This is a genomic window from Chryseobacterium amylolyticum, from assembly GCF_051011775.1.
Taxonomy (GTDB): domain Bacteria; phylum Bacteroidota; class Bacteroidia; order Flavobacteriales; family Weeksellaceae; genus Chryseobacterium.
This window is the reverse complement of record NZ_JBPCHX010000004.1, coordinates 221,820-243,001: the sequence shown is the minus strand read 5'-3', so window position 1 is coordinate 243,001 and position 21,182 is coordinate 221,820. Positions and strand designations below refer to the sequence as shown.

Here is a 21,182-nt window from a genome sequence, read left to right as displayed (position 1 = left end):
TATGAGAAGATATCTACCGCTTTGTTTATTTTTTTTAGTCATCTCGACTTTTTTATTTTCACAGAATCTGCCTCCACGTAAACCCGTAAAAGAAACTCCTTCCAATATGTCCAGAAGGGCAGGTGTTTTTATTGATGTGAACGCTCCGCAGTATGCTGAAAGTAGTTATACTATTGAGAAAATGGTTAAAGATGTATTGATCTCATCAGGGACTAATACCTGTCTTACTCCGAACGTTACCAATGTGAAGATTACTCCTAATCATGCTGCAAGTGATGCCAACAGAGCATGGGGATATTTTCATAAAGCTACTACCAATTTTCCATTTAAAGATGGACTTATACTTTCCACCGGATTTGCAAGAAGAGCAGGTAATGGCTTTGAAGGTGCACTTAATGATGTTAATGGCGGAGGATCAGATGCCGATCTGGCACAGGTAATCGGGGTAGTGGAAAACAGACTGAATGATGCTGTTCTTCTGGAATTTGACTTCGTTCCTACAACCTCGCAGATTAAATTTAATTACCTGATCGCATCAGAAGAATATACAGGTTCATTCCCTTGTAACTTTGCAGATGCATTTGCTATTTTGCTGAGACCTACTTCAGGCGGACCTTATGTAAATATGGCTGTGCTTCCTGGTGGAGCAGGACCGGTAAGTATTACGAATATCCACCCTGCAGTACCAGGCAGCTGTGGTGCCGTAAACGAACAGTACTTTGGAGGATACAATACAGCTAACGTTGAAACCAACTTTAACGGAAGAACAATTCCGTTAACGGCAACAGCAACAGTAGTAGCAGGACAGCAATATCACTTCAAAATGGTAATTGCCGATTTCAGTGACCACAGTTATGACTCTGCGGTATTTCTTGAAGGAGGATCTTTCAATATCGGGGTAGACCTTTTAGATTCAGCAGGAACAAAATTACCTTCAGATATCAATGTATGTGATAATGTACCTCAGGTAATTACGGCTTCTGTAAGTGATCCTAACCTTGTATACCAATGGTATTATAATGGTGCACCGGTACCAAATGCCACTACCAATACCATTACAGCAATACAGCCAGGTACTTATACCATTGAAGTAAGTGTTCCTGGTAACCCATGTCCGGGGAAAGCATCAATAGAAATTCACGGAGGAACAACCCCTCAGGCTCAGGATGCGACATTGCTGCTATGTACCACACCGGATATTACTACGTTTGACCTGAGTACAATTACATCCACCATAAGCCCGACACCGGGAGCCATCTTTAAGTTCTACGAAAACCAGGCGGATGCAATTGCACAAAACGGGAATTATATTCAGACTCCGTTAAACTATAATGGTAACGACGGCCAAATCCTGTATGTGCTTGTTTCCAATGGAGCATTTTGTAGTAAGATTGTAGAACTGAAATTACTGAAAGAAGTAACACCTACGGCTAAAGTAAAAGCTTCCAGAATAAAAATCTGTCCGGGAGAATCTGTAACCCTTACCGCTGAAGGAGGAGATACCTATCTGTGGAGCAATTTCATGGGAACAGGCAATATGCAGACGGTTACTCTATACCAGACTACAACATTTACAGTATATGCAATTGGAACAAAAGGTTGTAAATCCCTTAATCCGGCAACCATAAGAATTGAAGTTACACCGGAAATCACGTCACCATTAAAAGATGTTGAAATGTGTGTAGGGGATACCGTAACCCTTGATGCAGGAGCAGGACAAGGTTTCAAATACCTATGGAGCACGGGTGCTACAACACAGAAAATTAATGTAGACCAATGGGGTATCTACAGCGTGGAAGTTGATAACGGTATCTGTAAAAAAGTTTTTGAAGCCAAAGTAATGGGAGCGGCTACTCCTTTTGTTACCGCTTTAAATTATGAAAGCATCAAGAAAACAGTAACCATCACTGCTGAAAACCCGCCAATGAACAATACACCAAGTACTTTGGAATATTCTTTAGATAACGGAATAACCTGGCAGGCGTCCAACGTGTTCAGCAACCTTTTAGATAATACAAACTATACTGTTTTAGTGAGAAGAGTAGGCACACACTGCGTTGGATCTCTTGAATTCTTTACTTTACAGATCAACAATATTATCACTCCGAACCAAGACGGAATCAATGATGTACTGGACCTTAAAGCTCTCGGAGACTTTAAAAACTTTACAGGTTCTGTATATGACAGATATGGAGTAGAAATGTTCAGGTTCTCAAAAGAAAACCCTACCTGGGACGGAACAGTAGGAGGTAAGAGACTTCCGACAGCTACATACTGGTATAAGTTCAATTTTGAGTATCCAAAATCAAAAGCTCAGATGAACTGGTCAGGATGGATCATGCTGAAGAACAGAAACTAAAATTGATAATGCAACATAAAGAAAGCCTTTCGAATACGTTTGAAAGGCTTTCTGCTTTTTACCGGCTAATACAGTCATGTTTAAGTCCATTAAAAAAGCTCCTGCTATAGGAGCTTTTGATGTTTTTACTGATTTTCTTTCCAGAGATTGGCGAAGTGTATAAAATCTGAAACACTAAGCTCTTCAGCTCTTTTGTCAAGAAATTCATGGCCTTTTAAAGCTTCAGGAATGTTTAATATTTTCAAAGCATTGGAAAGCTTTTTTCTCCTTTGGTTAAATCCTGCTTTTACAATCTGTTTAAAAAGAACTTCGTTCCCTGCAAGGCCTTCCTTAGGATTTCTTGTAAGCCTGATGACTCCCGACTTTACCTTTGGTGGAGGATTGAAGACATTCTCATGTACCGTAAACATATAGGATACATCATAATAGGCCTGTATCAGAACAGAAAGAATACCGTAATCTTTAGTTCTCGGAACGGCGGCTGTTCTTTCCGCTACCTCTTTCTGGAACATTCCTACCATTTCCGGAATCAACTGATAATGGTCCACAATCTGAAACAGGATCTGGGATGAAATATTATAAGGGAAATTACCGATGATGGCAATTTGATCCTCCTTGATGAAATTGAAATCCTGCTTCAGGAAATCTCCTACAAAAGTTTCTTCAGTAACCTTTGTATAATTGTTTTTCAGGTATTCGATAGATTCCGTATCGATTTCTGCAAGGTAGATATTCTGATCCTTTTCAAGAAGATATTTGGTAAGAACGCCCATTCCGGGACCTACTTCCATGATATTATTATAGTTCTCAAAACTAAGGCCTTCTACGATTTTCCTTGCGATGTTTTCATCTGTCAGGAAGTGCTGCCCCAGATGTTTTTTTGCTTTTACACTCAAAGTTTTTTATGATTTTATTAACAATGATTTTCTTTATTTCGTCCCAAATTTCGGAAGTTTTTTTCTATTTTAGCCAAAAATTTTAATATTAATGGCTAAATCTGTAGATGAATTTAATAAGAAAAGGCTTCGGTCCAGCAATATTACAGTAGTGATAAGTATTGCCTTAGTGTTATTTTTGTTAGGATTAATGGGGCTTATTCTGATTAATGCCCAGAAGTATTCTGACTATATCAAAGAACAATTGGTGGTAAACGCCTATTTTGATGAAAACTATGATGCTAAAGATTCTGTAAAAATTGCAAAACTTGAGGAAGAAACTTTTAAAAAGGTACAGTTATTAGCTCCTGTAAAAAAAGCAACCTATATTTCAAGAGATATGGCGGCAAAAGAAGCCAAGAAAAGTATGGGAATCGACAGTGATGCATTGTTCGAGGAAAATATTTTCCCTTCCTCTATTGAAGTTGCTTTAAAGCCGGAATTCGTAGATCCTGCCAAAATTGATGAAGCCATTAAAGAGATCAAGTCCGTTCCGGGAATCATTGATGTTAAGAATGACAGTACTTTGATGGTGGATGTATACAATAACCTGAGCAGAATCTTAAAATGGATCCTTGGATTTTCCATCCTATTCCTGATATTGGCCGTTGTATTAATCAACAACTCAATCCGTCTGAAAATATTCTCTAAGAGATTTATTATTAAAACAATGCAGCTGGTAGGGGCGAAAAGAAGATTTATCCTTAAACCTTTCATTGTGGAAGCTGTTATCTTGGGAGCTATAGGCTCTGTAATAGGTCTTCTTGCTCTGGGAGGAGTCTGGTACTATTTCACAAGCCAGATTGGCTCTGCCTTTGTACAGGACAACAACCAATATTTCTGGTTGGTCATCCTGGTGCTTGGAGTAGGAATTTTTATTTCTGTCTTAAGTACGATTTTCGCTACATGGAGATTCTTAAAATCAAACGTTGACGATTTATATTACTCTTAATAATGAGCAAAAAAACAAATAAATTTTCCGCTTCAGACTTTGGACGTGAAGCAGAAGTACCACAGGAAAACGCTTTCTATTTCGGGCAGCAGAATTTCAAATGGATGCTGATAGGGCTGGCATTTATTGTAGTAGGATTTCTACTGATGATGGGGCCTGATGCCAATACGGTAGATGGAAAATTTGATCCCAACTCATGGAATGACGATATCTTTTCTATCAGAAGAATCAGAATAGCGCCTCTGTTTGTTGTGATCGGGTTTGTAATAGAAGTGTACGCGATCTTAAAAAGAAAATAAATAATAATTTTATTTAAGGATTAAAAAATTTAAGAATTGAAAGATGTAAGCCAGTGAGCCGATTTTTTTAATTCTTAAATCTTTTAATCTTTTTAATTTTTAAAAGAATATGGATTTAATCAAAGCAATTATTATTGCCATCGTAGAAGGACTGACAGAATATCTTCCGATTTCTTCTACAGCACATATGGGATTCACAGCAAATCTTATGGGGTTGGAAGAAACAGAATTTTTAAAAATGTTTCAGGTGTCTATTCAGTTTGGAGCCATTTTATCTGTGGTAGTGGCATACTGGAAAAAATTTTTTGATTTAAATAATATCCAGTTTTATTTCAAACTTGCTTTTGCTGTAGTTCCTGCTTTGGTACTGGGGTATTTATTTGATGATAAAATTGAAGCTGTCCTTGGAAATCAGATTGCGATCTCTTCAGTATTGGTATTAGGTGGTGTGGTTTTATTGTTTGCAGATCAATGGTTTAAGAATCCTAAAATTGATGATGAAAAAGGAATTACCATAAGAAATGCTGTTACCATCGGTTTCTGGCAGTGTCTTGCAATGATGCCGGGTACAAGCCGTAGTGCAGCCTCTATTATTGGGGGAATGGCACAAGGTCTTACCAGAAAAGCAGCCGCAGAATTCTCTTTCTTCCTTGCGGTACCTACCATGCTGGCAGTAACTGTATATTCAGTTTTCGTTAAGACCTGGGGAAAGGAAACAGCCAATCCACAGAAAGGATATGAAATGATTATGGCTTCTCAGGATCACATTATGATCTTTGTGATCGGAAATATAGTGGCATTTATCGTGGCTCTTATTGCGATTAAAGCTTTCATTGGAGTACTTAACAAATATGGATTTAAACCATGGGGCTGGTATCGTATTTTTGTTGGAATAGCCCTGTTGATTTATTTTTATTTCTTTAAATAAGAAATTACATACTATACCCATTCATGACTGCTGAAGAACTGAAATCAGGATACATTTTTTTATTGGATAAGCCTCTGGACTGGACTTCCTTCCAGGCTGTCAATAAAATGAAATATAAACTTAAAAGGGAATTTGATCTTCCCAAGAAATTTAAAATCGGACATGCCGGAACGTTAGATCCTAGGGCAACCGGACTACTTATTGTCTGCTGTGGGAAATTTACTAAGAAAATTCCTGAGATTCAGGACGCTCCCAAGGAATACTGGACAGAGATCAAGATTGGTGTACAGACAGAATCCTATGACACCGAAAAGCCTGAAATCCTTCATCAGGATATCTCGGGTATTACTGAAGAACAGGTAAAAAGCGCTCTGGAGAAATTTGTCGGAGAAATAGAGCAGAAACCACCGGTTTATTCAGCGATTAAAATTGATGGTGAAAGAGCTTACAACCTTGCCAGAGCAGGTGAAGAAGTTGAAATGAAGGCAAGAAAAACAACCATTCATTATATTAAAGATATCAAAATAGATTTTCCTCTTGTAAGTTTCATGGTGGGATGCTCAAAAGGAACATATATCAGAAGCCTGGCTCATGATATCGGGCAGGAACTGGGAGTAGGAGCTTATCTGACACAGCTGAGGCGTACCAAAATCGGTGATTATGCGATTGAAGATGCTACAGATCAGTTCCTGAATAATGATTATAGATTCGAAAGTCTGTGAGAATAGGAATGACATAACCTTAAAAATGGAGCTGATATTTTTTTACAGGCTTAACTTACAGAATTACTATTTTCAGCAATAAAAATTATACCGGCTACGGAAAAGACTAATGGAAAAGACGCGTATCAATAAATATTTATCCGAAGTGGGATACTGCTCAAGAAGAGCGGCAGATAAACTTCTGGAAGAGGGCAGGATTACAATAAACGGAAAAATTCCTGAATTGGGAACAAAAGTTTCAGACGAAGATCTTGTAGAAGTAGATGGAAAGCCGATCAGAGAACCTCAGGAAAAACCGGTATATATCGTTTTTAATAAACCGGTAGGAATTGTCTGTACTACAGATACAAAACGTGAAAAGAATAATATTGTTGACTATATCAACCACCCGAAAAGAATTTTCCCTATCGGCAGACTGGATAAACCCAGTGAAGGACTCATTCTTTTAACAAGTGACGGTGATATTGTCAATAAAATTCTGAGAGCCCGTAATAATCACGAGAAGGAATATCTTGTCCGTGTAGATAAACCGATCACTCCAAAGTTTCTGGAAAAAATGAGAAACGGTGTTCCCATCCTTGATACCGTTACCAGAAAATGTGAAGTTGAGAAGATTGATGAAATGAATTTCAGAATCATTCTTACTCAGGGTCTTAACAGACAGATCCGAAGAATGTGCGAATATCTCGGATATGAAGTAAAAAAGCTGAAACGAATCCGCATCATGAATATCAAGCTTGATCTCCCGGTCGGAAAGTGGAGGGATCTGACTGATGATGAGCTTAATATGCTAAACACTTTACTGGCGGATTCCAGTAAAACCTTTGATTAAAAACAGAACTTTTTAATGATTTTAATTTCTTACTGTTCGGTAATATAAACCGGATGGTATTTTTTTATGAGTAATGATTTTTCACATATTGGTGTAATATATTGTGTTTTTTACAGGAAATATATTATATTTATAAGACTAATAACCATAATCATAAAATCATGAAATTAAAATTTAAATCAGTATTCCTGTTTATTAATTTGGTAATATTTACGAGTTGTCTGAATGAGAACCACAATCCCGACCATCCTCATAATACTTCATTTTACATTGATTACAGAAGCTTAAAAGGATCATCAGACGGAATAGCAGTTATAGAACTTGATCCTGAGGCCCCGAATTTTGGAAACATCAGCAGCAGGCTTGAATTGGGTATTGGTGTATTGCCGCATCATATTTATTATAATCTGGATGCGAAAAAAATGTTTACAACAGCTTTAGGAGGCAGCTATCTCTATGAAATAAAAACAGGAAAAGATCAAAATGGGCAGCCGAAACTCATAAGCGCCACCCCTATTGATACCGGGGAGAATACGGTAGGTGAAAATTTATTTTTCACTAATGACGGAAGATATTTTATGACTTTCATGGGGGGTGCAGGAGGTCCGAAAGATGGAAGCATCGGGGTTTTTAATGCTAACAATAATCAGCTTATCAAGACGATTAAAGCACCCGTTCAGAGTAATCCCAATAAATTTATCATGTATCCGCATGGTATTTCGGTTAATGAAGAAAAAGGACTGATGATGGTAACCTCTACCATTCATCCGGATCTTACAACAGGGATGGGAAATACGTGTACATTACTGGATCTGAATACTTATGAAATCAAGGAGACCTATCAGGTAGCAGATTCACCAACGGATTTGTCTGCTCCCGTTGAAGTTTTACTGCTGCGCGGAAAATTTCCACAATATGCACTTGCTACGACCATGCTTGGCGGCGATATCTGGATAGCTCCATACAATAACACAACCCAAAAGTATGATGCTTTTACGAAGGTCTTTGACGGAAGCACACAAGGATTAGGCTGGACACTTGAAATGTATATTGATGATTCAAATAAACTTTACGTAAGTTTTGCAGATCCTGGAAAAGTGCTTGTGTTTGATATAAGCAATCTTCCTCAGCTGAAGCTTTTGAAAACTTTTGACGCTGATAAAGGAGCTCATCATATGGCTTTCTTTAAAACCAGATCAGGAAAAGATGTGGTAGCGGTACAAAATAATCTGTTGGATCTTCCTGATTTAAACTCCGGAACCATCAGTATTATTGATATTAATACCGGAAAAAAACTGGGAACAGTGGATCTGCGCAACAAATACGGGATACTGCCGGAATCGATTGAAGGGACCAATGGCCCCAGCAGTTATATGCATCATTAACATTCAGTATTTTGCTTTAATAAAACTATTCCGGATATTATTTTTTGGAATAGTTTTTATTTTAAATATAATTTCATTCTTTCTTCATACTCGGGTTTCAATTTTAACAGTTTCCATATTTTTTTATCATCCGGATTACTGATCCGGTAGAATATGATTTTGTCTGCAGAATATTTGAAATAAGGATGATTTTTAAGCCATTCTTCCGGTGCGTCTGCTAATGTGTATCTTGGAACATTGGATGTATCCAGCGGTGCTTTTAAAATCAGCTTTTGGACAAGGTCCTGATCAATATTGTAAGTGCCTAGAATCTGCTGCTTATTCATAAAACCTCCCAGCTTCTTCCTGAAACCGATAATTGAACCTGCGCTTCTTTCGTCCAGCCCGAACTCCATAAGCTGTTTGAAAGTAATGATATTGAGATCTGTTTTTGAAAAATCTGTTTTTTCCTGCTGTTTTTCCTGAAGTTTGATATAAGGCTTCATTTCCTGAAATTTTTCAGCGGAAATCACAAAGCATTTTTGCAGCTCTTCAGGACTTTTAAAGCTTCCCTGTAAATTCCTGTCGCGGTAACTGATGATGGCGGCAGCCTGTTTTTCTGAGAATCCAAGTGCTTTCCACCCGTCCAGGTTTAATTGATCAGGATCAAAATTGTGATACTGAATTTTAGATTTTACAGTATTGCTCTTCGCAAATTTTCTGAAACTTTCGGGAGTTTTTGCCGGCAGTAGAATATAGGGTTCAAGTTTGCTGTAATTTTCTGGCGAAATAATAAAGCATTCTTTAAATTTCTCTTTACTGATAAAGCTTCCGCCTAAATAATTTCTATACTTTATAATGGCTTCTGCCTGCCTTTCACTGAAGCCCATCCTGTGCCAGTCATCAGCAGAAAACTGATCAGGATTGAATTTTCCTGAAATGGTGATTCCTCTTTTTCCGGACGTATTGACTCCTTTTGAATTTTCTTTTTCTGTCAGTTCAGGAAGCAGGATGAAAGATGCTATTTCATTAAATTTTTCTTCAGAAATAGCATAACATTTTCTCAGCTGTTCTTTTGAAGTAAACGTTCCGCCTACCATATCTTTATACTTAAGAATGGTAGCGGTTTGTTTCTCTGAAAACCCCAGTTTCTTCCATTGCTCTTTGTTCAGAACATTGGGATCAAAATCCGATAGGCTTGCCGGCTTTGAAGCTTCTGTAATGAATGTTACCTCAGGAAAAGGTTCTTTTTCCCTACTGGTATATTTCTGATAGGCAAATAAAACAGTCAGCAATGTGACCATAAATGCCAGTTTCCGGTAATCGTTTTTTCTCATCATGAAGTAAACTTATTGATAAAAATAAAGCATAGCAATAGCTGATGATGAAATGGTTAAAGATTATATAGAGAAGATACTTTATTGTTTAAAAGATAATGAGGATCATGTTCTTTATGTGATATAATTTCGTTATCAGAGCTAAAAGTTGTGATTGTTTTTATATTGTATATTTTTCTTAACGGCTTGGTTTTTGTAATTTTTTATTTATCCAACACCCATTAATTGATAATACTATGAAATACAGTGAAGCATTACAATACAAGGAAGAAGCGTTGAAAAAGGCTGACAGTACAGTTGTTGATAATTACCATATTGTTATCGTTCCGGCTGATACGGCTGAAAGCACCAAATATATCGAAGAGTTCACCAGAAAACCTGAAAGTTTTAAAGATGATAGCTGTAAGAAATATTGTTCAGACGGAGAATATCTGGTGGTGAGCTTTAAGAAAGAGGATAAGTGATTTTTACCTGAATAAATAGGAATTAATTGTTGCTTTGCAGCTAATAACTCAATAAGAGTGTATCAATAAAAAGGCGCCGCAATTCATTGCGGCGCCTTTTCTGTATTTTGAATAATTTATTCACTATCTTTTTCTCCCAGGGATTCTTTCAGCTTGATAAGCTCAGCTTTTACAAACTCCAGCCGGTCAATCAGGGTGATGGTTTCAGAAATTTTACTGTTGGTGGTAAGAGCTACACGGGCTCCGTCAAGAGTGTATCCTTTTTCTTTTACCAAATGGTAGATCATCTGAAGATTTTTGATGTCTTCAGGGGTGAAATATCGGTTTCCTTTTCTGTTTTTTTTAGGCTTGATAATGGGGAATTCCTGTTCCCAGTAACGTATTAATGAAGTGTTTACATCGAATGCTTTTGCAACTTCTCCTATAGAATAGTACAGTTTATCAGGTAAATTTATTTTCATTTTACAACTCCTAAACTTCAAAGATAAAAATTTTTTAAAGTTTTATCCAAAATATATTGCAAAAAGTAAGGTAAGGCTTTGTTTTAAAGGAAATTTATGGGAGTAAAATAAAGTACAGATGGTAAGGATCATTATATACCAGTTCTTTTTATCTAAATTTGTAAATTCTTATACCAATATTAATGAATCCGATCTCAGTTCTTCATATCGATCTTTTTCAGGCGGGTAAAAATACTTCAGATTTTTATTTTAACACGATGAAGAATCATCTGGTGGTGGGACATCGTCATATAGAGAAACCCCACAGACATGATTTTTATGCCGCTGTTCTCTTTACGAAAGGAACAGGAGTCCATGAAATTGATTTTCATAAATATGAAGTCTCTGAAGGAAGTCTTTTCTTTCTGTCGCCGGGGCAGGTTCACAGCTGGGAGCTTTCGGAGGATATTGAAGGCTATATTTTCTTTTGTTCTCAGGAATTTTATGAAATGCATTATGTCAATCAGAAGCTCAGAAACTTTCCTTTTTTCGGATCTGTATCGTTCCCGAGGAAACTTCAGCTGGATTCGCATGAGCTAAAGAAATATGTAAATTTATTTCAGGAACTGGGGGAAGAGCATCAGGCAAAAAATATAATGAAAGAAGGTTTGATTTTGTCATTGATGTCCCGGATTTTCATCAATGCTGCCAGATTGTTTTCGAAAGACTTTGATACATTGGCTTCTTCAGCCGGACTTTCTTATTTTAAACATTATCAGGATTTTGAAAACCTGATTGAGCAGCACTTTACACAGCAGAAATCAATTGCATATTATGCATCGTTGCTGGGAATTTCATCCAAACATCTGAACAGGATTGCACAGACTGTTGTTCAAAAAACAGCGACTGATGTTATTACGGAAAGAGTAGTGCTGGAAGCCAAAAGGATGCTGATGTACCTGGACGAAAGCCTGGTGGAAATTGCTTTCCGGCTGGGATACGAAGAATATTCCTACTTTGTAAGAGTATTCCGGAAAAGTTCCGGAATGACTCCCACGCAGTTTATGAGGAAATATAAGGTTTGATGAGTTTAAAATTTAAAGTGTAAGGTTCAAAGTTTGGGAGAGAGACTGTTGAAAACCACCCCGACAAAAATTCTTTGAATTTTCGCCACCCCTCCAGAGGAGGGGAATTAGGGAAATAGCAACTACTATTCTGATCTCTGCCGCATTCCTCCTGCCATCTGCAACCTAAAGTGCCAACTTAAACGGTCCTTCAAAAGTTGTCTCAAATGAATCCACAAGTTTCCCTTTTTCATCAAAAACACCGATGACCATATTTTGTTTTGAGAACTTAATTTCGTCTTCAGGGAAAGAAATGTTGATGTTACCTTTCAGGATCTGGTCTCCTTTCAATATGATTTTTTCAGAACCAAAATAAGTGATTTCCGCATTTGCCGGAGTGATAACTTTAATGGTAAGGGTTTTCTTCTCATTAGATTTATTCAGAAGAGTATAAATAAAGGTGTTGGTGATTTTACCATTTTTAACGAAAAAGGTAGAACCCGCCGGTTTAATGAACTTGGCTTCCATAGAACCACGGTCGTACATTAAAAATCCAAGAAATCCGATTAGCAGGGCAAGAATTACAGTGGTAGCTTTCATTCTCGGAGTAAATCTGAATTTATCGCGGTTTTCAATTTCTGCTTCCGTAGCATAGCGTACCAAGCCTTTAGGCAAGCCTACTTTTTCCATTACTTCATCGCACGCATCAATACATGCCGTACAGTTCACGCATTCCAGCTGCTGGCCGTTTCGGATATCAATTCCCGTAGGGCAGACCACAACGCATTGGTTACAGTCAATACAATCTCCTTTCCCCGCAGCTTTCCTGTCTTCATTATTTCTCCATTTTGCGCGGCCTTCACCTCTTTTAAAATCATAATATACATTAATGGTCTGCTTGTCAATCAATACGCCCTGAAGTCTTCCGTAAGGACAAACCAATGTACAGACCTGTTCACGAAGCCATGCAAAGACAAAATAGAAAGTCATGGTAAAGAATATCATAGCCATAAACTTCAGTGAATGTTCTGCAGGTCCCTCACTCATAATACGGAAAACCTCTTCATATCCGACAATGTACATGAACATGAAGTGGGAAATGATCAGTGAAATTAGGAGAAATACAGACCATTTAGTCAGTCTTTTCCGTATTTTTTCTGAATCCCATTCCTGTCTGTCGAGCTTCATCTGTTTATTCCGGTCTCCTTCAATCCAATACTCGATTTTCCGGAAAACCATTTCCATGAAAAGGGTCTGCGGACACAGCCAGCCGCAGAATATTCTCCCGAAAACTACGGTAAACAGCATTACAAAAATCACAGAAGTTACTGCTCCCAAAGCAAGGATAAAAAAATCCTGCAGATAAAAAGGCTGGCCGAGAATAAAGAATTTCCTGTCGATAACATTGATAAGCAGAAAAGGATTGTTATTGATCTTTACAAACGGCAATCCGAAAAATAAAGCAAGAAGAAGATAGCTCGTGTAATTCCTGTAGTTCGTGTACTTACCTTTAGGCTTTCGGGGAAAAACCCACTTCCTTTTTCCGGTTTCATCCATGGTTCCTACGGAATTTCTGAAATCTTTATTTTCAATTTCCAAAGACTTGATATTGTTGGACTCTGCGCTCATTGTTGTATGCTATAAAAGTATTTTGGTACAATTTTCATCCTGACCGATCTTATTTCTCAAATTCACTTCCATGAAAAAATGATTGATCCTGCTACTGCAAAGCTCCGGATTATATCTTTTTGCTGCTAATATGATCTACTTAAAAAATAGTACAATTGGGACATTTTTAAATTTGTTTTTTTATTGTATCAGAAAGAGAAAATATTTTGAAAGCTATTATTGATATTGTAAATTGCGGGTTTAAAAATGAAGCATGAAGAATATCTTTAAAATAGGTATGATTGGTTTGGTTTTCGCATTGGTAAACTGTCAATCAGTAAATTATAGTAAAATGTTTTATGAAGGAGTACAGCCGGAAAAGGTTTCAGACAAGTTCAGTTTCACAGAAGGGCCATCTGCAGATAAGGATGGAAATGTTTACTTTACGGATCAGCCTAATGATAAGATCTATTATTGGGACTGGAAAAGTAATCAGGTAATAGAATTTCTTGATAAAACAGGAAGAGCCAACGGGACTCATTTTGACAAAGACGGGTATCTGATCACCTGTTCAGACGACCAGGGAGAGATCTGGAAGATTTCCAAAGATAAAAAAGTGGAAGTTCTGCTTAAAGGCTTTGAAGGAAAAAGACTGAATGGTCCCAATGATGTGTGGAATGATGAATTTGGAGGAATGTATTTTACAGATCCTTTATACAAAAGGGATTACTGGATAGATTTCAAACAGGAACTGCCTCATAAAAGCCTTTATTACAGGGATAAAACAGGAAAAGTTACAAAGCTGGAAACATTCACACAGCCCAATGGAATTGTTGGAAGTGAAAAATTAAAGAAATTATACATTTCTGATATTGATGCCGGGAAGACCTATGTGTATGATATTTTAGGGGAAGGAAAACTGTCTGAGAAAAAACTGTTCTGCGAAATGGGCTCAGATGGAATGACTATGGATAAACATGGAAATTTATATTTAACCGGAAACGGAGTTCATGTTTTCAACAGCTCCGGGAAGAAGATCTATCATATTCCGATTCCTGAAGACTGGACTTCCAATGTCACTTTTGGCGGAAAAAATAATGATATTCTTTTCATTACTGCCTCTAAGTCTGTTTATACTTTCCCTCTGAGAGTAAGAGGAATAAAATAATTTTTGCGGAAAGCATGGCGACGAAGCAATCTCTTTTCATTAAATATTGAGATTGCTTCACTTCGTTCGCAATGACAAATGACAATAGAAGTGTTGAGCAGAAAACTTAATAAGCAATCTCCATTTTCACTTTCTTTCCTTTCAGTTTTTCGTTCTGAAGCTTTCTCAAAAGTGCATTTACTTTATTTCTGGAAACGGCAACATAGGACGTAGTATCCTTTACTTCAATAATTCCCACATCCTCTTTCTGTAATTCGCCTTTCTTCAGTAAATAACCTACAATATCCACTTTGTTTACTTTATCCTTTTTGCCTGCACTGATGTATACCGTTTGGAAAGGTGTTTTTTGTGGAACTTTAGTAAATCCGGCAACACTTTCTTCGGGGGTGTTATTTTTAATGAACGGGAAGTTTTCCTCTTCAGTCATGATCAGATAGACAAAACCTTTGGCATTCATTCTTGCAGTACGTCCGTTTCGGTGGATGAAGGCATCTTCTTTCGGAGGCAGCTGGTAATGAACAATAGATTCTACTTCAGGAATATCAAGGCCGCGGGCAGCCAGGTCTGTTGTAATAAGAATCCTTGCGGAATCATTTCTGAATTTCAGCAGGGCACGTTCTCTTTCATCCTGTTCCATACCGCCATGGAAGGTTTCCCTGTCTATTCCCATCTGGTGAAGAAGTTCTGAAATACGGTCTACGGCATCACGGTGATTGCAGAAGATCAGGGTTCTTCTGTTTCCGATTTTACAAACCAGGTTGAAAAGCGTATTCAGTTTTTCCTCTGGAATCGTCATCACCTTTCTCAGTTGGAGATCCGGTTTTACATCATTTTCTTTCAGGAAGCTGATTACTTTTTCATCTTTCAATCCTGTAAAAGCAGGAATTTCATCCATAGTTGTTGCAGACGTCAGAATTCTCTGTGAAAGACCTTTTAAAGAATTACAAATAAATTCCATGTCATCATGAAAGCCCAGTTCCAGTGCTTTGTCAAATTCATCAAGAACCAGTGTTTTGATGGTTTTCGGATCAAAATTGTTATTTCTTAAATGATAAACAACTCTTCCCGGGGTCCCGATCAATACAGCCGGAGCTTCAATCAGATTATTAACCTCAATTTTCTTATCATGTCCGCCATAGCAAACAGAAACTTTAAAATCTGTTCCCATCGTTTTAAAAACCTGTTCAATCTGCAGGGCAAGTTCTCTTGCCGGAACCAATATCAATGCCTGAACGCCCTGCACGTTTTTTTTCAGATTTCTGAGAACAGGAAATAAAAAAGCAAGGGTTTTTCCGGATCCTGTAGGAGAGAGTAAAACAATATCCGTATTATTTTCAGACGCTTTATAAGTAGATTTCTGCATCTGATTCATATCCTGAATCTGCAGTTTCTGATAGATTGATTGTAGTTCCATAGTGCAAAGGTAGTGAATTTTGGAGTTTGAAAGTTCAGAGTGGGAGAGTCTTAGAGTCTGAGAGTAGGAGGGTTTGAGGGTTTGAGGGTTGTGAATGGGAGGTTTGAGATGATGATCAGTTATAGTTTGATGTTGCTGTCTTTCTGAATGCAGCGCAGTGAAGAATCTCCAGAATCCGCTGTACTGTTTTATGGAAAAGGATAAGGTGATATCTGATTATCATTGAGTTATATGAACTTTAAAGATTATATAACCTGTTGCTTATCTTAAATAAAATTCTTATCTTTGCACCCACTTTTTGTGGTAAAGGTCTGAGAAAGTAAAATATTAAATATTAATAACTTCCGTATTTTTCAATCACATTGATTAAGACCGTTGAAAGAGAAGGAATACAAATTTTTTTAGAATTATGTCAAAAGAGACAAATTCAGCTGAATTATTATTAAACCAAAACGTAGCACCTGAACAATTTGACTGGGATTCTTTCGAATCTGGTCTTGATGCTGATGCTAGAAAAGAGAAAAGCGATTTAGAAGAAATCTACAACGGATCTTTAAACAACTTAGACGATAATGACGTTCTAATTGGTAAAGTTGTAAGATTAACTGATAAAGAAGCTATCGTTGACATCAACTTCAAATCTGAAGGTGTTATCTCTCTTAACGAATTCCGTTACAACCAAGGCCTTAAAGTAGGTGACGAGGTAGAAGTAATGGTTGACAAAAGAGAAGACAAAACTGGTCAGTTACAATTATCTCACAGAAAAGCAAGAACGCTTAAAGCTTGGGATAAAGTAAACGAACTTCACGAAACTGGTGAAATCGTTAACGGTTTTGTTAAATCAAGAACTAAAGGAGGTATGATCGTTGACGTTCACGGAATCGAAGCATTCTTACCTGGTTCTCAAATTGACGTTAAGCCAATTAAAGATTACGATCAGTTCGTAGGAAAAACTATGGAGTTCAAAGTTGTGAAAATCAACCCTGAGTTCAAAAACGTAGTTGTATCTCACAAAGCATTGATCGAAGCAGATATCGAAGGTCAGAAAAAAGAAATCATCGCTCAACTTGAAAAAGGACAAGTTCTTGAAGGTACTGTTAAGAATATCACTTCTTACGGTGTATTCATCGACTTAGGTGGTGTAGATGGATTGATCCACATTACAGACCTTTCTTGGTCTAGAGTGAACCACCCATCTGAAATCCTTGAGGACGGACAGACTGTAAAAGTTGTAATCCTTGATTTCGATGATGAGAAAACAAGAATCCAATTAGGTATGAAGCAATTAGAAGCTCATCCTTGGGATGCTCTTTCTGCTGACCTGAAAGTAGGTGACAAAGTAAAAGGAAAAGTAGTAGTTCTTGCTGACTATGGTGCATTCGTAGAAATCGCTCCAGGTGTTGAAGGATTAATCCACGTTTCTGAAATGTCTTGGTCTACTCACTTAAGATCTGCCGGAGATTTCGTAAAAGTAGGTGATGAAGTAGAAGCTGAAGTATTAACTTTAGATAGAGAAGAAAGAAAAATTTCTCTTGGTATCAAGCAATTGTCTAAAGATCCATGGGAAAACATCGAAGCTAAGTATCCTGTAGGATCTCAGCATGTAGGAACTGTAAGAAACTTCACTAACTTTGGTGTATTCGTAGAGTTGGAAGAAGGTATCGACGGATTAATCTACATCTCTGATCTTTCTTGGACTAAGAAAATCAAGCACCCATCTGAGTTCTGCGCAGTAGGTGATAAATTAGACGTTGTAGTTCTTGAATTAGATATTCAGGCTAGAAGATTATCTCTAGGTCACAAGCAATTGACTGAAAACCCATGGGATAAATTCGAAACTAAATATGCTGAAGGAACTATCCACGCTGGTAAAGCTGTAGAAGTTCACGATAAAGGAGCTTCTGTTCAATTCGAAGATGCTGAAGTAGAAGCATTCTGCCCTTCAAGATTATTAGAGAAAGAAGATGGATCTAAAATCAAAAAAGGTGAAGAAGCTCAGTTTAAAGTAATCGAATTCAACAAAGAATTCAAGAGAGTAGTAGTATCTCACACAGGTATCTTCAGAGACGAAGAGAAGAAAAACGTAAAAGAAGCTTCTTCTAGAAACGTAACTTCTTCTTCTAACAACGAAGAAAGATCTACTCTTGGAGACATCGATGCATTAGCAGAGTTGAAAAGAAAAATGGAAGAAGGTAAATAATCTTTGAACCATTGATATAAATATGGAGCCGCTCATTTGAGCGGCTTTTTTTGTGAATCTATGTCATGAAGAACAGCAGAATATTTAAAATATTAAATAACGAGTTTCTTCAAGTAAAATATTAAAAGTTAATTGGTATACACAATAAAAATTTATTAATAAAATGATTTATCTGACGGAAATATTTAAATCAAAAGTATTTAAAAAGTCTAGAAACAAAACCTAATAAATCTAAATATATTATACTTTTCTGTTGATTGACAAATATGTAAAATAATTTTAATATTCTGTTCTATATATGTATTTCGTTATATTTTAATTTTTGATAAAAAAAATATTAAACTTGTGTGAATTATTTGTAGATTAGCGCCTTTAATAATGGATATGAAAAACAAAGCTTTACCTCTTTTATTTGCAGTATTTTCTGTATTTCCGGCAATATTATCCGGACAGGATAATGAAAAACTAATTAAAGATTATATTTCTCAAAACAAAATAAGGGAATATAAAAAGTCTGACCTTAATAATTTCATTGTTGATAATGTAGATCCTTCAAAATCACTGAACGGAAACGTTATAAAATTTTTACAGACCTATAATGGCTTACCTATATACAGCTCTGTAGGAACTGCATTAATTAAGGATAATAAAATTGTTTATTACACAGATAATTTTGTAAAAGATTATACTACCGCTACATCAGGTACAGCTGCTATTAATAAAACTACAGCGCTTCAAAAGATTGCTGAAGAACTGAAGAACCCTGCTATTGCTGATTTTACCATTCTTGGATACCTTGAAAAGACGCAGAAAAGAGCTGCTTCAGCCAACCAAAGGCTGGTTTATACGAATGATGAAAATGGTAACCTTCGTCTTGCGTATGAATATACCTTAATGGAGCCAAAGACTCCCAATTACTGGAACATTTTAGTAGATGCCAACAATGGAAACATTCTGTTAAAAAATAACCTGACATTGTCATGTAATTTCCATCATGATGCTTATAGTTCAGATTCAGAGTACAGCCATGCTGATCATTTTGAAAATACATTAACAGGACCTCAAAATAATTTAGCAGAGAATAACATTCCATTACTTTTACCGGATAATGCATCATACAATGTATTTCCATTGCCTATTGAAGCGCCTACTTTTGGTTCCAGATCCGTCATCACCAACCCATGGATTCTGAGTGCTTCTCCTGAAGGATGGCATTCTGACGGAACCAATCATTATACCATTACGAGAGGAAATAACGTTTTTGCTTATGAAGATGCAGCAGGAACAGCTTTAACAGCTCCTGATTATCTTACAGGAACTCCGGCAGACGGAGGAGCTGCGAGGAATTTTGATTTCCCTTTTAATATTAATGAAACGCCATTAAACAACAGAAATGCTGCTATTACCAACTTATTTTATCTGAATAACAGGATTCACGATATTTTCTACAAATTCGGATTTACAGAATCTGCGAGAAATTTTCAGCAGAACAATTTTGGTAGTGGGCCTGTAGGAGGAGATGATGATTCTGTATATGCAGAAGCACAGGATGGAAGCGGCTTGAATAACGCAAATTTCTCTTCACCACAGGACGGTTACAATGGAAAGATGCAGATGTACCTTTGGTCTCCGGTAGGAAGAATATTTTATTATAATGCCCCTACTGCAGCTGTTTCCCGTACGCCGGGAGCCGGAACTGCGCAGTTTGGAAATCCGTTGCCTATGAACGGGATAACCGGAGATGTAACGCTTTCACCAGTGTTGGATGGCTGTACAGCTTTGCCGGCAAGTTCACTGACTGATAAAATAGGACTGGTTGAAAGAGGAACATGTGCTTTTGCAATTAAAGTAAAAAACCTTCAGGATGCCGGAGCTAAAGCAGCTATTGTGTATAATAATGTTGCGAATGGCTCTACTATAGGAAATATGGCAGGGAATGATCCTACAATTACCATTCCTTCAGTATTGATAACCAATACAGAAGGAGAATACATTAAAACTCAGCTTGCAGCAAGTACAACTGTAAATGTTACCCTAAAAGGAAATATGACGCCGGATGGCAGCTTTGATAACGGAATTGTAACCCATGAATACGGCCACGGAATATCAAACAGAATGACAGGTGCAGGATATGCATGTCTGAATGCTAATATTAGTAAAGAACAAATGGGAGAAGGCTGGTCTGATTTCTTTGCTCTGATGTTGACTAATAAAGCAGGTGACAATGCCACTGTAGCGCGAGGTACAGGTACTTATGCACTGGGGCAGGCGATAACAGGTGCCGGTATCAGACCGGCAAAATATTCAACAAATCTTGCCGTTAACGGATTTACCTACGGAAATACCAACGGAATGGAATACAATAACGGATCAGCAATCGTTCCGGATGTACACTCTATTGGTTTTGTATGGGCAACAATGTTATGGGATCTTCACTGGAAATATGTTGAGAAATATGGCTATTCTTCAGATGTATTATCAACAACTCCTAATGGAAGTACAAAAGTTTTACAGCTGGTAACAGATGCTCTGAAATTACAGGGATGTAATCCAAGCTTTATTGATGGAAGAAATGCAATACTGGCTGCAGAATTAGCTACTACCCAGGGACAGGATAAGTGTATGATCTGGGGAGTTTTTGCAAGAAGAGGTCTGGGAGTGAATGCATCTGCAGGAGTTAAAAATAATATCAATGATCAGGTTCAGGACTTCAATGTACCGGAAGAATGTTTACTGGCTACCAATGAAGTGAATGCTGATAAGAATAAGAATATCTCTATCTATCCAAACCCTGCTAAAGACGAGTTTTATATTAACTTCCCAAGCAATACCCTTGGAAAAGTGAGTGTAGAGCTTTATGACATGTCTGGTAAGTTGGTTTCTTCAGAAGATAAGATTTCACCGGATGCCAAGAAAGCAATCTCTACAAGCAATCTTGTCAACGGGACTTATATGGTTAAAATAAAAGGGCTTGGTTTCGAAGCAGCTTCGAAAGTAATGGTTAAAAAATAATTTACTTTTATAATTCATTTCAGAATCGCCACAAGCTAGCTTGTGGCGATTTTATTTATCCGTTATCACAGCACTTCAATATCA

The 21,182-nt window shown here is 37.2% G+C and carries 17 protein-coding genes; 12 read left to right on the top strand and 5 right to left on the bottom strand.

What is annotated here, in order from left to right; all coding sequences use genetic code 11:
- Window position 1 precedes the first annotated feature (1 nt).
- Complete coding sequence (locus ACR1PO_RS13040) at window positions 2–2,359, top strand: choice-of-anchor L domain-containing protein (RefSeq protein ID WP_433987032.1); 2,358 nt, start codon at window positions 2–4, stop codon at window positions 2,357–2,359.
- 125 nt (window positions 2,360–2,484) lie between these two features.
- On the opposite strand, the gene rsmA is transcribed toward ACR1PO_RS13040, so the two are convergent.
- Window positions 2,485–3,255, bottom strand: coding sequence for a 16S rRNA (adenine(1518)-N(6)/adenine(1519)-N(6))-dimethyltransferase RsmA (gene rsmA, locus ACR1PO_RS13035; protein WP_332389141.1), 771 nt, complete (start codon window positions 3,253–3,255; stop codon window positions 2,485–2,487).
- Between the two features lie 91 nt (window positions 3,256–3,346).
- Between rsmA and ACR1PO_RS13030 the strand changes: the two genes are divergently transcribed.
- The 6 genes from ACR1PO_RS13030 to ACR1PO_RS13005 all read left to right on the top strand — a co-directional run bounded on the left by ACR1PO_RS13030 (window position 3,347) and on the right by ACR1PO_RS13005 (window position 8,412).
- Window positions 3,347–4,246 (top strand): cell division protein FtsX, encoded by a 900-nt coding sequence (locus ACR1PO_RS13030; protein WP_332389142.1) that lies wholly within the window; start codon window positions 3,347–3,349, stop codon window positions 4,244–4,246.
- Window positions 4,247–4,248: 2 nt separating this feature from the next.
- A complete protein-coding gene (locus ACR1PO_RS13025; protein WP_131438506.1) occupies window positions 4,249–4,545 on the top strand; it encodes a DUF3098 domain-containing protein in 297 nt (98 codons plus the stop codon).
- Window positions 4,546–4,654: 109 nt separating this feature from the next.
- Complete coding sequence (locus ACR1PO_RS13020) at window positions 4,655–5,473, top strand: undecaprenyl-diphosphate phosphatase (protein WP_433987031.1); 819 nt, start codon at window positions 4,655–4,657, stop codon at window positions 5,471–5,473.
- Window positions 5,474–5,496: 23 nt separating this feature from the next.
- Entirely contained in the window at window positions 5,497–6,195 is a 699-nt protein-coding gene (truB, locus tag ACR1PO_RS13015) for a tRNA pseudouridine(55) synthase TruB (RefSeq protein ID WP_332389143.1), read from the top strand.
- 109 nt (window positions 6,196–6,304) lie between these two features.
- A complete protein-coding gene (gene rluF, locus ACR1PO_RS13010; RefSeq protein ID WP_332389144.1) occupies window positions 6,305–7,027 on the top strand; it encodes a 23S rRNA pseudouridine(2604) synthase RluF in 723 nt (240 codons plus the stop codon).
- A gap of 161 nt (window positions 7,028–7,188) precedes the next feature.
- Window positions 7,189–8,412, top strand: coding sequence for a YncE family protein (locus ACR1PO_RS13005; RefSeq protein ID WP_433987030.1), 1,224 nt, complete (start codon window positions 7,189–7,191; stop codon window positions 8,410–8,412).
- A 56-nt stretch (window positions 8,413–8,468) separates the two neighbouring features.
- Here ACR1PO_RS13005 and ACR1PO_RS13000 read toward each other — a convergent pair whose 3' ends face one another.
- Complete coding sequence (locus ACR1PO_RS13000; protein WP_433987029.1) at window positions 8,469–9,731, bottom strand: ComEA family DNA-binding protein; 1,263 nt, start codon at window positions 9,729–9,731, stop codon at window positions 8,469–8,471.
- Between the two features lie 233 nt (window positions 9,732–9,964).
- Between ACR1PO_RS13000 and ACR1PO_RS12995 the strand changes: the two genes are divergently transcribed.
- Window positions 9,965–10,192, top strand: coding sequence for a hypothetical protein (locus tag ACR1PO_RS12995; protein ID WP_332389148.1), 228 nt, complete (start codon window positions 9,965–9,967; stop codon window positions 10,190–10,192).
- Between the two features lie 116 nt (window positions 10,193–10,308).
- Here the strand turns inward: ACR1PO_RS12995 and ACR1PO_RS12990 are convergent, their stop codons facing one another.
- Window positions 10,309–10,653: a MerR family transcriptional regulator gene (locus ACR1PO_RS12990; protein ID WP_002980674.1), complete on the bottom strand. Its 345-nt coding sequence runs from the start codon at window positions 10,651–10,653 to the stop codon at window positions 10,309–10,311.
- A 182-nt stretch (window positions 10,654–10,835) separates the two neighbouring features.
- Between ACR1PO_RS12990 and ACR1PO_RS12985 the strand changes: the two genes are divergently transcribed.
- The gene (locus ACR1PO_RS12985; RefSeq protein ID WP_433987028.1) at window positions 10,836–11,717 is read left to right on the top strand and encodes an AraC family transcriptional regulator; all 882 of its coding nucleotides are present in this window, start codon (window positions 10,836–10,838) and stop codon (window positions 11,715–11,717) included.
- 165 nt (window positions 11,718–11,882) lie between these two features.
- Here ACR1PO_RS12985 and ccoG read toward each other — a convergent pair whose 3' ends face one another.
- Entirely contained in the window at window positions 11,883–13,325 is a 1,443-nt protein-coding gene (gene ccoG, locus ACR1PO_RS12980; protein ID WP_433987027.1) for a cytochrome c oxidase accessory protein CcoG, read from the bottom strand.
- A gap of 253 nt (window positions 13,326–13,578) precedes the next feature.
- Between ccoG and ACR1PO_RS12975 the strand changes: the two genes are divergently transcribed.
- Window positions 13,579–14,472: an SMP-30/gluconolactonase/LRE family protein gene (locus ACR1PO_RS12975; protein ID WP_374465064.1), complete on the top strand. Its 894-nt coding sequence runs from the start codon at window positions 13,579–13,581 to the stop codon at window positions 14,470–14,472.
- Between the two features lie 106 nt (window positions 14,473–14,578).
- Here the strand turns inward: ACR1PO_RS12975 and ACR1PO_RS12970 are convergent, their stop codons facing one another.
- Window positions 14,579–15,886: a DEAD/DEAH box helicase gene (locus ACR1PO_RS12970; RefSeq protein WP_433987026.1), complete on the bottom strand. Its 1,308-nt coding sequence runs from the start codon at window positions 15,884–15,886 to the stop codon at window positions 14,579–14,581.
- A 409-nt stretch (window positions 15,887–16,295) separates the two neighbouring features.
- On the opposite strand from ACR1PO_RS12970, the gene rpsA reads away from it, so the two are divergent.
- A complete protein-coding gene (gene rpsA / locus ACR1PO_RS12965) occupies window positions 16,296–18,086 on the top strand; it encodes a 30S ribosomal protein S1 (protein WP_002980663.1) in 1,791 nt (596 codons plus the stop codon).
- A gap of 384 nt (window positions 18,087–18,470) precedes the next feature.
- The gene (locus ACR1PO_RS12960; protein ID WP_433987025.1) at window positions 18,471–21,098 is read left to right on the top strand and encodes a T9SS-dependent M36 family metallopeptidase; all 2,628 of its coding nucleotides are present in this window, start codon (window positions 18,471–18,473) and stop codon (window positions 21,096–21,098) included.
- The last annotated feature ends 84 nt before the right edge of the window (window positions 21,099–21,182 follow it).